Here is a 14,096-nt window from a genome sequence, read left to right as displayed (position 1 = left end):
AAAAAAGGGGGAATACCATTGAAACTTTATACGAAAACCGGGGATCAGGGACAAACAGGCTTGATCGGAGGAAGAGCTGATAAAGATGATGTGAGAGTAGAGGCATATGGTACGTTAGATGAGGCGAATAGCTTTATTGGACTCGCGCATGCAAAATTACGGCAGCATGGCGAATTGTTTCAGGACCTTTTGTCAGAGCTGATCATTATACAGCATGAGCTGTTTGACTGCGGCGGTGATTTGGCAGCAGTGAAACGCCCTAAAGAGGGCAAATTAACAGAAGCCTCTGTGACAGTCCTCGAGCAAAGAATGGATGTCTATGTAGAAGAAGCTGCGCCGCTCACTAAGTTTATTTTACCGGGCGGTCAGGAAGGCGCTGCTCTCTTACATGTGGCGCGGACAGTCGTTAGAAGAGCAGAGCGGCATATTGTGACGCTTGCGAAACAGGAGGAGATTCCAGCCGTTGCGCTCACATACATAAACCGTCTATCCGATTATTTATTTGCTGCCGCCCGAATCGTGAATCATCGGCTTGGTGAAGCTGATGTTGAATATGAACGAAGTGCCGACGTGTTTCGATCTAAATAAGGAAAAGCACTCTTCGAATGAGAAGAGTGCTAAACGTCTTCCTTCTGTAAGCACATAAGGGATTCCAAGTCTGCTTGTTCAATGAACACGTTATTTCGTATACAAATGCTTCATCAGCTCTTTGTTTTTTTGAATAAATATGTCATTGTGCGAAGAAACCATTCCACGAGCACTTGCATCAGGCATTACGTATTGCTTGGCTTGGTTTACTGCATTCGCAGCATCCTGGAAAGCCCCAGCAATCAAATGCAATTTTCCTTTATGATGCAAAATATCGCCTGCTGCATAAATGCCCCGGACTGACGTCTCACTCAGTGGAGTTCCTGAAATCCAGTAATCCTTCTGCTCTAGTTTAATGGAGCTATTCGCAAGTAGCTCTTTGTCTCGTTCGTATCCATGATTGATTATGACTTCATCTATGGATAGCTCAAATAAGGCATCGTCCTGATTATTTTTGAGGACAACTGTTTCAATCCGCTCATGATTGTCTGCTGCGATGAGCTTTTCAATCGAGGTATGAAGCAGGCATTCGACAGAGCTGTTATTAAGTCGTGATATTTCGGCTTCATGTCCTTTTAAAGCATCTTTCCGGTAGGTTAAATACACTTGCTTGGCAATCGGCTCCAGCTCATTCGCCCAGTCAATGGCTGAATTACCACCTCCTGAAATCAACACGGTTTTATCTTTAAAGCGTGCAAGGGATTTGACCGTATAATGCAAATTTTGAACCTCAAATCGTTCTGCACCCTCAATATCCAATTTAATCGGCTTGAGAATACCTCCTCCAACAGCTAAAATGACGGTTTTGGAGTAATGTTTTTGATTGGACGCGGTGTGGAGAACAAAGTGACCTGTTTCGTCTTGAGAAATAGAGGTGACCTTTTCTTCAAGTACGACCTTTGGTTCAAAGGTCAGTCCTTGAGCAACAATTTGTTCGATTAGCTGAGAGCCTGAAACAGGCGTTAATCCTCCTATATCCCAGATCATCTTTTCTGGATAAACATGAACCTTTCCTCCAAGGAAAGGCTGGAATTCAATCAGTTTCGTTTTCATTTCACGCAACCCGCTATAAAAGGCGGAAAATAATCCAGCAGGTCCGCCGCCAATAATTGTTACATCATATACTTCCATATCCTGCATCGTACAATTCTCCCCACTTCTTTTTCTTCATTTATTTTCTAATTGCTGCTGCAAGGCTTCTAAAAACTGGATGCGGCTATAAGCAGGTCCTCCTTCAAGGAGTGGATGTACCACATTGATATAAACCTGATCCTTTTTAAAGGCTGTCATGTTTCGAATAACAGGATTCTTTTTCATGTCATCAAATGCATGCCTTGCCTCTTGATTTTCATCCGTAGAAAATTGTACAAATAGATAATCTGGATTCATTTCCCCGAGCTGCTCGACAGAGATTGCTTCTTGTGTCTTTGCCAAACTAATCGGCTGAGGAACGGCGAGACCCAATTCGTTATACAAGACAGGATTGAAGTACACATCTTCTGGATATACGAAGGCTTGTGCTCCCCGAATGCGAATGATGGCTACTTTTTTATCCTTGAGCTTTTCCTTTAACGAAGCTTTTGCGTCTTTGACATCTGTTTTGTATTGAGTGAGGATTTTCTCTGCTTTCGTTTGTTTTCCTGTTAATTCGGCCATTAGCTCTAAATTAGCCTCCCAATTTGTCGCGATATGGGAGATTGGAATGGTCGGCGCAATTTTCTCTAACTTGTTCAGTACGACTTGTTGAAATTTAGAGGAGCCTAAAATAACATCAGGCTTCAAACTTAATATTTTCTCAAAATTTGGCTGCTGTTTTTCACCGATTGATTCGGAATCGCTTGTGATAGAAGCAAATATTTTCGGAAACTTTCCTCCTACTGATATTGCCCCTGCCGGATGAACATCAAGTACAACGGCATCTTCCATCGCTTCCATTGCCCCAGTAATGACGATTTTTTCGGCTTTTTTCGGGATGGTATACTTTTTCCCAAGATACTCTATTGTTTTCGTAGCAGCATCACCTGAATTTTCAATTCCGGCATTTTTGCTTCCGGAGGCTGTAGTTGATTGCTTAGGCTTGTCTCCTCCGCCGCATGCCGCCATGATCAGCATCAATAAGGAAATGAAGCCGATGATCATTAATTTCTTATTCATCTTTTCAAAACTCCTCTCAAACTGTCTATTGTAGTCGTGCTTTATTTCATCCCCAGATGCTCACGTAAGGTGGATCCTATATATTCACTTCTAAATAAGCCATGTTGGACGAGTAAGGGGACCAATTCGTCAAAAAATAATTCTAGTGATTGTACTGAACCCGGAAGAGCAATGAAACCGTCTAAAGCGCCTGCTTCAAACCATCTGGTTATTTCTCTCTGTGCATCCTCAGCTGTTCCCAGGATGACCCAGTGTGCCGATCCAATGACCTCTGGTCTGGAGAGTAGTTCTCTTACGGTAGGCTGCGTTTGTACAATCAACCTGCGTAGCAAATCAGCATGAGTCTGACTGCGTACCTGCTCATCCAATCCTTGCAGCATATCGGCAGGAACGGGTTGATCTAAGGGAAGGTGACGAATATCGAGACCTAGAATCGATTGTATCGCTGCATAACCTTGTGCAGTGCTTAAATGGGAATGCGCCTCTCGATACATTTCATGCGCCTCGTCACGTGTTTTTCCTATAAAAAAGTACAAGCCAGGCAGCACACGGATCTCATCCGGCTGGCGGCCATGCTTGCATGCTCTTCTCCTCATGTCTTTCCGTAATTCAATGGCTGAGGCCAGATCAGGGGTTGCTGCAAACATCGCATCTGCAGTTGAAGCGGCAAAATCCCGCCCCGTTTCCGAAGCACCTGCCTGAAACAAAGGAATAGTTCCTGACGGATGAGCCGGCACATTAAGCGGCCCCTTAATTTGAAAGAAATGACCCTCATGTTGAATAGAAGAAATTCTCTCCTTGTCAGCAAACTGTCCTGTCGCTCGATTGATGAGCAGCGCCTCATTTGGATAGCTCTCCCAAAGCTTGCGTACAACATCCGTAAATTCCATCGCCTTCTTATATCTTTCTTCTGAGGTTGGCATGGGTGAATGACTAAAATTATCAGCCCCGTCGATCGAAGTGACAATATTCCACCCGGCACGCCCATTGCTGATCGAGTGCAAGGACTGGAGCTGTCTCGCCACTACATAGGGAGGATTGAACGTAGTCGAGGCAGTTGAAACAAGTCCGATTCGATCCGTCTCATGAGCAATCGAAGCAAGCAAAACCGTTGGATCAAGACCGCCAAAGCCAGGGGAGTGATCCAATGACTCTATGTGGAGTGTCAGTGCATCCGGCTTAAAAAGAAAGTCAAGCTTGGCCATCTCTGCTCTCTTTGCAAGCTCAACGTAAAAGTTGGTTGAAAATAAGTGTTCTACCATGCTGCTCGGATGCTGCCAGCCTTTTCCCTTCAACCAGGTCGCTGACAAGGACAATCCGATACAAAGCTGCCTTTTTTTGTTCACATCATCTGCCTCCCTGTCGTTGCTGATTATTAGTCAGTAATAATCGATATTGATAATCATTATCATTGAATAGTATAGCAAGGACCTCGTGAAATGCGAATACACAAATAGCGAATATCATATGCATTATTATCTAATCTGGACTGACAGAAGAGCGATGATCTTGATCGACTTCAACTTATGAGGCAGTTAGGCTGGTTATTTCATAGAGAGCTGTGGAATTCCTTTAAGGAATGAGGCTGGCGTCTATCGTTTTGAGAAGAAATACGACAGAGTTATTTAGCGATATATGCGCTAGGCGGCACTCCGAATTTCTTTTTAAATAGTCTGCTAAAATATAGCGGATTGGGATAGCCGACAGTCATAGCAACGTCACGAATCGAAATATTACCTGCCTTTAGTATTTCAAGCGCTCTTTCCATACGATACTGGATGACATAGTCAATTGGGTGAAGTCCGGTATATTTATTGAAAAAATATGAGAAGCTTTTAGGGTTCATATCGAACAGTTCAGCGAGATCCTGAAGTGTTAATGGAATCATATATTGTCCTCTAATATAAGCGATGGCTTCCTCAATGACCCTTTCATGAGGAGAGCTCTCTTCCTGCTTACAGCCCATTAGTATTTGATATAGGATGCGTAAAAATAATTCTTTGACTCGAAGTTTCCCCATTCCGCCAGGTGTATGGACATTCTGATGGAGCATGGTGAGTATTTCAATGATTCTCGGATTTGCTCCCGTTTCCAGCTTGAAAACAGTGTCACAGTCAGATTCCTTATCACAATTCAAATGATAGAAAAGTGAATGATACTCGTATTCTGATTGACTGATCACCTGCAGGGCAAGCTGGCATCCTGGTGTTACATGGATGACGGACCCTGGCTGCAAATCGTAGCTCTTTCCATTAACATTCAGTCTAGCTTCCCCGCGAATACTGAAAAGAAAGCCAGCACTTTCTGTCTTAAACTCCCTTAATGTACTATGGGGCTGGATGACTAAACGATAGATTTCTTGTATGTGAAAAGAATGACTAGCAAATAGATCAGCTAGTTGATCTTTATTTATCAATATACGACACCTGCCTCTTACTTGATTTAGATACAACTTATTCTGTGATTCTACCATACGTTTAACATCACTCTTCTTTTCGAAGAGTGTTTTTTGTTTGATTCAACCGTTCAGTCTGAGCATTGTTACGACTCTAGTCGCAATCAAAGATCAATCTGTGACACGTTTTGCCGGCTTTCTTTTTTGACTATAGTTAAAGCAAGGAGCAAGAAAGGAGGCATGAAGATGAAAATAACAAGTAAAACCATTATCGGTTCAATTTTATTGTTTGTCGGTTTATCCATCTTCTTTGGTGGTTCATTAGGTGGACTGATTCCGGTTTTGATTGGGGCATGGCTCATCTATGTAGGTGTTAAAAAATATGAAAAAGGCAGTAAAACTTTAGGGATCATTCTAGCAGTCATTGGTGTACTGATCGTCGTGCAATTCCTGCCGTTTTTACTCGGCATCGCATTTGCAGGGGTACTTCTTTATTTTGGCTGGTCGATGATTAGCGGTGAATCTACCAAAAAAACATCAAGCAGAGCTTATATGGAGCCAAACACGGCACCTAATACGGAAGAACCGATTCACACGTCATTTGATCAAGAATGGGAAGACTTTTTAAAGAAAAAATAAAAGGAGGAACATCAAATGGTATTAAGAAGAGTAAGAGATATGTTTGTTGCAACTGTCAATGAAGGGTTAGATAAATTGGAGAATCCGCGTGTCATGCTGAATCAATACGTACGTGATATGGAGGATGATGTTGCGAAAGCGAAACATGCCATCATCAAACAGCAAACGATTCAGCAAGGCTTCCTGCGAAAAGCAGAAGAGACGGAAGCATTTGCTGAAAAGCGAAAGAAGCAGGCAGAGCTGGCATATCATGCGGGAGAAGAGGAGCTTGCACGAAAAGCGCTCACAGAAATGAAGTATTTTGAAGAAAAGCACAACGAATATCAGGAAGCGTACCAGCAATCTGTGAAACAACTAAAAGAACTGAAAGAGCAATTGCAGCACTTAGAAACGAAGCTGCGTGATATTAAAGACAAGAAGCAGGCATTGATTGCAAGAGCCAATGCCGCACAGGCAAAGCAGCATATGAATGATTCCATCAATAAAGTAGACAGTGAAAGTGCATATAAAGAGTTTCTTCGAATGGAGAACCGTATTGAAGAAATGGAAACAAAAGCAGGCAGCTATGCACAATTTGCGGATCAAGGGGCATATGCTCATTTAGACTATGCCGATGAGGTTGAAAAAGAATGGCAGAAGCTGAAGCTCGAGAAAAAGCCTGAACAGCAGCAAGCAAACGTATAGAGATCACATCGGAAGAAAAGCAGGCTTTTTCTTCCGATATTTGATTTCTTTCTGTTTCGCTTTTCCTTATAATGAAAAGGTCAGAAGATAAAGGGATGGTATGAATGAAGCGATTAATCGGTCTAATTTGTATACTTGTAGGTATCTTTTTAATGATTGGCATGCTTTTCAAAAATGAAGGTCTCTTTCATTTAAGTTTTTCCCGTGAAAAACCAGTGACAACAGCTTCAGCAAAGACAGAGGAGATTGATCAATTAGATATTTCTCTTTCTGGGTTTCGCGTGAAGGTAAAACCTGAAAATCGTTCCGATATTTCCGTGACTGCTGTCAATGGAAAAGGGAAAATGTATGCGGAGCAAACAGGTGGTACCTTCAAAATTCGTGCTGAAAATAAAAGCTTCTTGTTTTTCACTCAATTTGAAAAAGGAGAGCTTTTAGTTAAAATTCCAACAGATTATCATAAAAATGTGAAGATTACGGGTGGAAGCGGCGTCAGTGAGATGGACGGAGGAGGAAAGCTGTCCCTTCAAGATGTCATACTCAAATCAACGAGTGGAAACCTCACAGCCGAGAATTTCTCAGCAAAAAATGTAGAAATCAAAGCAACATCTGGCAGGATGGCAGTGTCGCACATCGATGCGAAGGATAGTGATATTGGGGCAACTTCAGGGCGTGCCGATATTAGTGATGTCAAAGGCGAGCTGCAATTGGGCATGACAAGCGGCCGATTGACGGCAAGTTTTGATACAATTGAGTCACCTGTCTCCTTTCATATGACATCAGGGAGCGCGAAATTTAATTTGCCAGATGACGGAGATTTCAACGTTCAGGTGAAAAAAACAAGTGGAAGCGTCGATCACTCGTATGACTTTGATCAAGTGGATAGTGAAGGTCGAGGCTTTACAGGCACGCGGGGAAAAGGGACACATTTAGTCGATATTGAAATGACAAGTGGTAACCTCAAGCTGCGGTAATGAATGAAAGAAAGGAAGGAGGCGAGTCAACTGCGTTTTACAAGGAATCAAATTTTAGGCATTATTGTTGTGATTTTTGGTATTAATTTATTTCTCAAAATTATCGGGATCGGTGCAGATTTGTTTTGGCCTGTGTTTTTTGCGCTCGCAGGTTATTGGCTGCACTCACGATCCAAACGTTGGCTCGGTTCAGTTTCCTATATTTTTGCCGGCTTTCTCTTCTTAAAATTTCTGCTCAATATTACATTTAGTTTAACAGGTTACTTATTTGCGGCCTTTTTGATTTATGCCGGCTATCGCTTATTGAAAAATAAACCTGTTTTTGATGTCGATAAAAAGGAAACATCAGACGATGGGAAGCCTTCACTGAAAGTCAATCTTGAAAAAGAGGGCGATCAGAAGAAAACAAAAAGGCAGACAAAGCCGCGTAAAGAGCATGACTTTTTTATTGGTGAAGTCAGGCTCATGAAAAAGCCGTTTCAATTAAGTGATTTGACGATTTCAGGTTTTATTGGCGATGTTAAAATTGATTTATCAAAGGCGATCATCGCAGAAGAAGAGAGTACGATCGTGATTAGCGGGCTGATCGGAGATGTGGATATTTACGTACCGCAGGATATTGAAGTATGTGTGAGTGCTTCCGCCGCGATTGGTGATATGAAAATCATAGATGAAAAAAGAAGCGGATTCGGCAGTAAAGTGTATGTGATGACCAACGATTACGATGAGAGCAAACGAAAAGTGAAAATCTCCATCTCGCTACTGATCGGAGATGTGGATGTGAGATACTTATGAGGAAATTGCATTTAGGAATCCAGTGGCAATCTGTTCGTCTTGGAATCGGCATCTCGCTAGGTGTTGTGGCGATGACGACATTGCCGATGTTTTTTTATTATCAGCTTGATCCAATGATCCTGCTTTCTACCCGCTGGTTTGGCATACCGTTTTTTTGTATTTTACTCATCGTTAGTCTTGCGATTGGGATTTTTGCCGGGAGTGTATTTGGCTATCAGCATAAGAAGCGCCTCGATCAGCTTGTAGAGTCGATTTTGAAGTTTGAAAATGGAAACTTTGCATACAGGCTGCCGTCTCTTGGCGATGATGAAATTGGCTTAGCCGCCGATCAATTAAATGAAATGGCGAAGCGGGTGGAAGGGCAAGTAGCCTCTTTGCAAAAGCTTTCAAATGAACGGGCTGAATGGCAGGTTCAAATGAAGAAATCGGTGGTCTCAGAAGAGCGCCAGCGGCTGGCAAGAGAGCTTCATGATGCGGTCAGCCAGCAGTTATTTGCGATTTCGATGATGACCTCAGCTATTCTTGAAGGCATGAAGGAAAAGGACGAAAAGATTTTAAAACAAATGCAGCTTGTCGAACGAATGTCTGGCGATGCACAAAATGAGATGCGTGCTCTTCTGCTTCATTTGAGACCGATCACTCTAGAAGGAAAAGACTTGAAAAAAGGCTTAATTGAGCTGCTAAATGAATTCCAAGCAAAGCAGCCGATTGATATTGATTGGGAAATCGAAGATGATGTTCCGTTATCTAAAGGAGTAGAGGACCACCTCTTCCGAATTGTGCAAGAAGCACTGTCGAATGTGTTTAGGCATGCAAAGGCGACAAAAGTGACAGTGCGTCTGCTCATCAGAAACCGGCAAGTGCAGCTAAAGATTATTGATAATGGTATTGGCTTTCAAACAGACCATGTGAAGACGGCCTCCTACGGACTGGAATCGATTCGAGAAAGAACAAGTGAGGTAGGCGGTGTCGCAGAGATTATGTCATTTGAGGGAAAAGGCACACAAATTGATGTGAAGGTTCCCATTTTTGATGAAGGAAAAGGAGAGAACGTTCGATGATTCGAGTGCTTTTAATAGACGATCACGAAATGGTGAGAATGGGGCTTGCGGCCTTTTTAGAGGCGCAGGCTGATATTGAAGTCATTGGTGAAGCGTCAGATGGACAAAAAGGTGTAGAGCTAGCCGTTGAATTAAGGCCAGATGTGATTTTAATGGATCTTGTCATGGAAGGGATGGATGGCATAGAAGCAACGAAAAGAATTTGTCAGGAAATTGAAGATGCCAAGATCATCGTTCTGACGAGCTTTATTGACGATGATAAAGTCTATCCTGTGATTGAGGCGGGTGCTTTAAGCTATTTATTAAAAACATCCAAGGCAGGAGAAATTGCTGATGCCATCAGATCGGCAAGTATCGGCGAACCAAGACTTGAATCGAAAGTGGCTGGAAAGGTCATGAATAAACTCCGTCATTCTTCAAATGGGTCCATCCTTCATGATTCATTAACAGCAAGAGAAATGGAGATCTTGAAGCTGATTGCGGATGGGAAATCGAATAAGGTCATTGCCGAGGAATTATTTATTACAATTAAAACGGTGAAGACCCATATTACCAACATTCTTTCCAAACTTGATGTGGAAGATCGAACGCAAGCGGCTGTGTATGCGCACCGCCATAAGCTGATTCAATAAAAAAACAGCTTTCAAGTGAAAGCTGCTAGAACATGCGTAAAATTAGTCCTTCTGTCCTGTGATCGGACGTTCGGATAGTTGATGGAGCTCAGGAACTGGAAAAGCCTCCTGCTCCTTGGCCGATTTTTCCTCCAGGGTTTTCTTCATTTCGGATAAAAGCTTTACGCTCTCCTTTGCTGCTGCCGCTTTTTTTTCCTGCAAATCAATGATCTGTGAAAGTCCGACGAATAATCCGCCTCCCAACAGAAGGAGCGCAGGGGTTTGTCCATAATAAACCACGATCAAAAATGTGCTTGAAAAGCTGTCGGCTTCAATGAAGAAATCTTCTTTTGATTGCATGAATACAACGATTAACAGAAGTATCCCTAGAATCAAAAATAGAATACCGGCCGAAAGTAAAGCTCGTTTCATGATTGACACCCTTTTTTTCTTACCATTTTAACATACTCTATAAAGATTGTGTTGCGCCCTTAGTCCCGAAGTCACGGATTTTCACATTTGCCTTGTAACGAATGTCCGATTCACTAAAAATCTCATCCCAATGCTTCGCTTCTTTTCGAAAGTCCTTTGGATACGCAATACTCGCTTTTTGAGAAAACCCACAAATATCTGCTTTGATCTCATGTTGTAATTCCCCAATGAAATCTTTTACGTTTTTCTCTAATCGACGCTCCACTACACCTTCAATCTCTTGAAGATACTTTTCATTAAATGCATTTTCCCGCTCATTCCAATCCTCTGATAATCTTCCATCAAGCTCCACTGACACATTAAACTGATATTTTCCGCTGGCTGTTTTATTCGTTTCAATGTTGTGTTTCAGTTTAAAAATCTCAAACGAATAGATGCTGTGATCATATTCAAATTCAATGACTCCGCCTTTTCCTTCTCCGGTCAACAGGTTGTATGACTGCACTGCTAACGGAGAGATGTTGGTGAGAAATCGTCTATTCTTTATAATAGAGGCTCCGTCTAGCATTAATTTCCCTTGATCTACACCAACTTTCGGAACAGCAAAAGATACGTTGTTTTGCATAGCAGAAGAAATATCTCCTAATGAAACGGGCTTGAGCATACGTATAGTCGATTTAGTATTCGTAGAAATATCATATAATGTAGAAGAAGCTGGCTGCCCATCGTCATTGATTTTCAGCAAGTCTCCAGGCTTCTCAGAGGTCATAAAGACGAGGCTTCCTCTCCGCGTTTCATTGTCACGAATGAATTGATTAATGACGAGGTCGAAATTATTCTCATTGATGAGCTCTTCAGAAAATAAATACACTCTCAGCTGCTGGGCGAAAATCCGATGACTTTTGAGAGTCGTTGTTCGGAATATTTGATGTACGGAATCACCACTAGTTTCAATAATTTTTGTTGGGTCTTTTACGCTGGATTCTTGTTCAATTTTTTGAGGAACAAGGACTTGCATAGATATTTTAAGCTTATGACCGTTATCTCCTTTATCTAAGCCATAACCAATCGCCATGTTGAGCTCCTCAATATTGGTACTATCCCAGCATCCACTTAATAGAACAAGGGCCAGTAATGCAAAGACCGTTTTCTTTTTCATGCTGCTTTCCGCCTCCTTTTCAAAAACACGATGATAAATAAGAGAAACGGGAGGATACCGAATAAAAGGAAAAATAAATGGTTCACATAAGTTAAATAATCACGTACTGTATCAACATCCTTTGGGAAAATGGCGGCAAAGTAGATGACAATTCCCATCAGCGTGAGCACGATCTTTTTGGGGAATTTTGTGAGTTTGGATATCCCCATTGCAGCAAAAAACGTATATCCTACGAAGCTCGTATAAAGCTGAACAAGCCAAACGATGAGCAAAAAGGATTCGATTCGCTCAATAAAGATTCCTTGTATATCAAACGATTGAAATAAGGCAATCGTCGGCCAAGTCAAAGTCGCCGTTTCTTTCACCGTGAACGCACCAACGACAAGAATATAGGTGAAAATATAGATGATCGCAGGAATCAAAAAGCCGACTGCGCCATAAGCAAAGGTGTGTTTTTGCGTGTTCATATAGGCAGGCATAAACAATATCATTTCAATGCCGACAAACGAAATGGCTGATGCGTTAAGGGATTTGAAGACAGGGGAGAAGCCCTCTCCTAAAACAGGCCGGAGGTTATCTAACTTAAACTCTTGAACACTGAGTCCGTAAGCAATAAATAAGATAATCAGGGTCACAATGAGAAAAAAAGGGCACAGTCTGGCAAAATCACCAATCCCGCCGACTACAAGATAAAGACCAACCAAAATAAAGCTGATTATGGTCACCGCTACAGGTGTGTTTTGAAGCAAAAAGAACTTCACCATTTCCGACATAGCCCGTACTTCATAGCTAGCAACGCCAAGAAAATAAATAATAATGAGCAGGTTAGTAAGAGCACCAATCCACTTTCCAAGCCCCTCATTTGTATAATCATAGTAAGAGGAGAAGGGGACTTTTTTCATCATAAGGACATTCACAAAAATAAACACAATGTAAATGGCACTCATGAGTAAGAGCGCAATCCAGCCGTCAGGTGTAGCTGCAGCCTGAGCCATTGCTCGTGGCAGAATCATCATACTTGCACCTAATGTTGTATTGGCAATTATGGCACTTGCCTGATAGCTTGTGATCGACTCTTTATGATTGACCATATCGTTCTCCTTTCTTTTGATTTTTTAAAGGCAATCGAATGATGGAATTGTCTTTGTTTTTATAGCTGAACACAAAATCTGGTGAGAAATAAGGTGTACCAAAACTTTTTTGCCGTGTTAAATGAGTAAGGAGAACGAGCATGAACAGCACAATCCCATATAAACCAAAGGTAGCTGCTGTAAACATGGACACAAACCGGAGCACTCGGAACGACATCCCCATCCCATATTGAGGGACAGTGAATGATGCAAGGGCAATCACACTAACGATAATCACCATGATTGAGCTCACAATATGGGCCTGAACCGCCGCCTGTCCGATGACAACTCCGCCTACAAGTCCAATCGTTTGACCGAGCGGATTTGGCAGCCTTAAACCAGCTTCCCGCAGCAGTTCAATCGTAATCTCCATGATGAGTGCCTCCACAATAGGCGGAAAGGGGACATTTTCTCTAGTACTTGAGATCGAAATAGCCAGAGGTGTAGGTAAAAGCCCTTGATGGAAGGACACAAGCGCAATATAAATGGCTGATAAAAATAATGTCAGAAAGATAGAGGTAAACCGCAGCATCCGAATGAGAGAGGCAGCGATCCACCTTTCATAATAATCATCAGGTGATTGCATAATCGTCGCAAGAGAAGCAGGTACAATTAACACAAAAGGTGAATGATCGACAAAAATGGCGACACGTCCATTATTTAAAGCGGATGCCACTTTATCCGGCCGTTCTGTGTTTTGGATTTGCGGAAAAGGAGAGTACACATTGTCCTCAATCAGTTCCTCAAGAACCCCAGAGTCTTGTATATCATCAATGGTGACTTGCTTGAGTCGTTTTTTCACTTCTTTTAAAACAGACGATTGAGCGATACCATCTATGTACATGATGGTCACTTGGGTGTATTTCTTTTGTCCAATCTTCATGTTAACCGTTTTGAGATCGGGGTTTTTCAAGCGCTGTCTTACAAGAGCTAAGTTCGTATCTAAATCCTCAATAAAGCCAATTTTCGGTCCTCTCACAACTGTTTCAGAGGTAGCATCCCCTATACTGCGTTTCTGAGTTCCATGCGTTTCTAAAATATACGCATGCTGAAATCCGTTAATCAGTACCACGCAATGCCCATCAAATATCGCAGCGACCAATTCCTCAGAGGTCTTCACCGAACGGGTGGTCATCATCGATAAATTGGATTCCAGCTTCTCTTTTGTGAGAGACGTATGATCTTGGAGAAGCAGCTTTAAAAAGGTTTGAATCTCCATCGTTTCGTTCATTTCTTTTATGTATAAATAGTAAACAACCTGTCCGTGAGGCAGCGTTTTTTTCTCATGGACCAAATCGTCCATTTCCTTTAATTGTGGAAGGATGACGGAGAGATTATCGTATAAGTGCTCTTTTAATGGAGTTTGATTCATTAGGATCACCCGCCTCAAATCTTTTTCTTAGCATTACCTGCTTGAAAAAACAATATTCTGTGTTACATTATTTTGTGGTAAAAGAAAGAATGAGGGTTTTGG

The 14,096-nt window shown here is 42.0% G+C and carries 15 protein-coding genes; 7 read left to right on the top strand and 8 right to left on the bottom strand.

Annotated features, from left to right (window positions below):
- Positions 1 to 18: 18 nt before the first annotated feature.
- Positions 19 to 588: a cob(I)yrinic acid a,c-diamide adenosyltransferase gene (locus ACP69X_RS01225; RefSeq protein ID WP_041088303.1), complete on the top strand. Its 570-nt coding sequence runs from the start codon at positions 19 to 21 to the stop codon at positions 586 to 588.
- Between the two features lie 90 nt (positions 589 to 678).
- Here ACP69X_RS01225 and ACP69X_RS01220 read toward each other — a convergent pair whose 3' ends face one another.
- The 4 genes from ACP69X_RS01220 to ACP69X_RS01205 all read right to left on the bottom strand — a co-directional run bounded on the left by ACP69X_RS01220 (position 679) and on the right by ACP69X_RS01205 (position 5,158).
- A complete protein-coding gene (locus ACP69X_RS01220; protein WP_041088305.1) occupies positions 679 to 1,728 on the bottom strand; it encodes an NAD(P)/FAD-dependent oxidoreductase in 1,050 nt (349 codons plus the stop codon).
- 27 nt (positions 1,729 to 1,755) lie between these two features.
- Positions 1,756 to 2,742, bottom strand: a complete 987-nt coding sequence (locus ACP69X_RS01215; RefSeq protein WP_075611896.1) for an ABC transporter substrate-binding protein — start codon at positions 2,740 to 2,742, stop codon at positions 1,756 to 1,758.
- Positions 2,743 to 2,783: 41 nt separating this feature from the next.
- Positions 2,784 to 4,088, bottom strand: coding sequence for an NtaA/DmoA family FMN-dependent monooxygenase (locus ACP69X_RS01210; RefSeq protein ID WP_041088309.1), 1,305 nt, complete (start codon positions 4,086 to 4,088; stop codon positions 2,784 to 2,786).
- A gap of 275 nt (positions 4,089 to 4,363) precedes the next feature.
- Positions 4,364 to 5,158, bottom strand: a complete 795-nt coding sequence (locus ACP69X_RS01205) for an AraC family transcriptional regulator (protein WP_041088656.1) — start codon at positions 5,156 to 5,158, stop codon at positions 4,364 to 4,366.
- A 225-nt stretch (positions 5,159 to 5,383) separates the two neighbouring features.
- Between ACP69X_RS01205 and ACP69X_RS01200 the strand changes: the two genes are divergently transcribed.
- From ACP69X_RS01200 to ACP69X_RS01175, 6 genes are all read left to right on the top strand, one after another.
- Positions 5,384 to 5,776, top strand: coding sequence for a membrane protein (locus tag ACP69X_RS01200; protein WP_041088311.1), 393 nt, complete (start codon positions 5,384 to 5,386; stop codon positions 5,774 to 5,776).
- A 15-nt stretch (positions 5,777 to 5,791) separates the two neighbouring features.
- Positions 5,792 to 6,460: a stress responsive protein LiaH gene (gene liaH / locus ACP69X_RS01195; protein WP_024423427.1), complete on the top strand. Its 669-nt coding sequence runs from the start codon at positions 5,792 to 5,794 to the stop codon at positions 6,458 to 6,460.
- A 104-nt stretch (positions 6,461 to 6,564) separates the two neighbouring features.
- On the top strand, positions 6,565 to 7,434 hold the full coding sequence (liaG, locus tag ACP69X_RS01190) for a LiaG family protein (protein WP_073979035.1): 870 nt from the start codon (positions 6,565 to 6,567) through the stop codon (positions 7,432 to 7,434).
- 3 nt (positions 7,435 to 7,437) lie between these two features.
- The gene (gene liaF, locus ACP69X_RS01185) at positions 7,438 to 8,229 is read left to right on the top strand and encodes a cell wall-active antibiotics response protein LiaF (RefSeq protein ID WP_175297124.1); all 792 of its coding nucleotides are present in this window, start codon (positions 7,438 to 7,440) and stop codon (positions 8,227 to 8,229) included.
- Complete coding sequence (gene liaS / locus ACP69X_RS01180) at positions 8,226 to 9,290, top strand: two-component system sensor histidine kinase LiaS (protein WP_041088315.1); 1,065 nt, start codon at positions 8,226 to 8,228, stop codon at positions 9,288 to 9,290. The genes liaF and liaS overlap by 4 nt, the downstream gene beginning before the upstream one ends.
- On the top strand, positions 9,287 to 9,922 hold the full coding sequence (locus ACP69X_RS01175; RefSeq protein ID WP_024426015.1) for a response regulator: 636 nt from the start codon (positions 9,287 to 9,289) through the stop codon (positions 9,920 to 9,922). The genes liaS and ACP69X_RS01175 overlap by 4 nt, the downstream gene beginning before the upstream one ends.
- Positions 9,923 to 9,964: 42 nt before the next feature.
- Here the strand turns inward: ACP69X_RS01175 and ACP69X_RS01170 are convergent, their stop codons facing one another.
- The 4 genes from ACP69X_RS01170 to ACP69X_RS01155 are packed head-to-tail and all read right to left on the bottom strand — an operon-like array spanning position 9,965 to position 13,994.
- Positions 9,965 to 10,333, bottom strand: coding sequence for a hypothetical protein (locus tag ACP69X_RS01170; protein ID WP_039181321.1), 369 nt, complete (start codon positions 10,331 to 10,333; stop codon positions 9,965 to 9,967).
- A gap of 37 nt (positions 10,334 to 10,370) precedes the next feature.
- The gene (locus tag ACP69X_RS01165) at positions 10,371 to 11,492 is read right to left on the bottom strand and encodes a Ger(x)C family spore germination protein (RefSeq protein ID WP_073979037.1); all 1,122 of its coding nucleotides are present in this window, start codon (positions 11,490 to 11,492) and stop codon (positions 10,371 to 10,373) included.
- On the bottom strand, positions 11,489 to 12,583 hold the full coding sequence (locus ACP69X_RS01160) for a GerAB/ArcD/ProY family transporter (RefSeq protein ID WP_041088320.1): 1,095 nt from the start codon (positions 12,581 to 12,583) through the stop codon (positions 11,489 to 11,491). The genes ACP69X_RS01165 and ACP69X_RS01160 overlap by 4 nt, the downstream gene beginning before the upstream one ends.
- Entirely contained in the window at positions 12,570 to 13,994 is a 1,425-nt protein-coding gene (locus ACP69X_RS01155; RefSeq protein ID WP_269102478.1) for a spore germination protein, read from the bottom strand. The genes ACP69X_RS01160 and ACP69X_RS01155 overlap by 14 nt, the downstream gene beginning before the upstream one ends.
- Positions 13,995 to 14,096: the final 102 nt, after the last annotated feature.

The sequence above is a fragment of the Bacillus sp. DC4300-2b2 genome, from assembly GCF_049895685.1.
Taxonomy (GTDB): Bacteria; Bacillota; Bacilli; order Bacillales; family Bacillaceae; genus Bacillus; species Bacillus safensis.
Note: the sequence above shows the minus strand (reverse complement) of the source record. Positions and strands in the feature narration are given on the sequence as shown.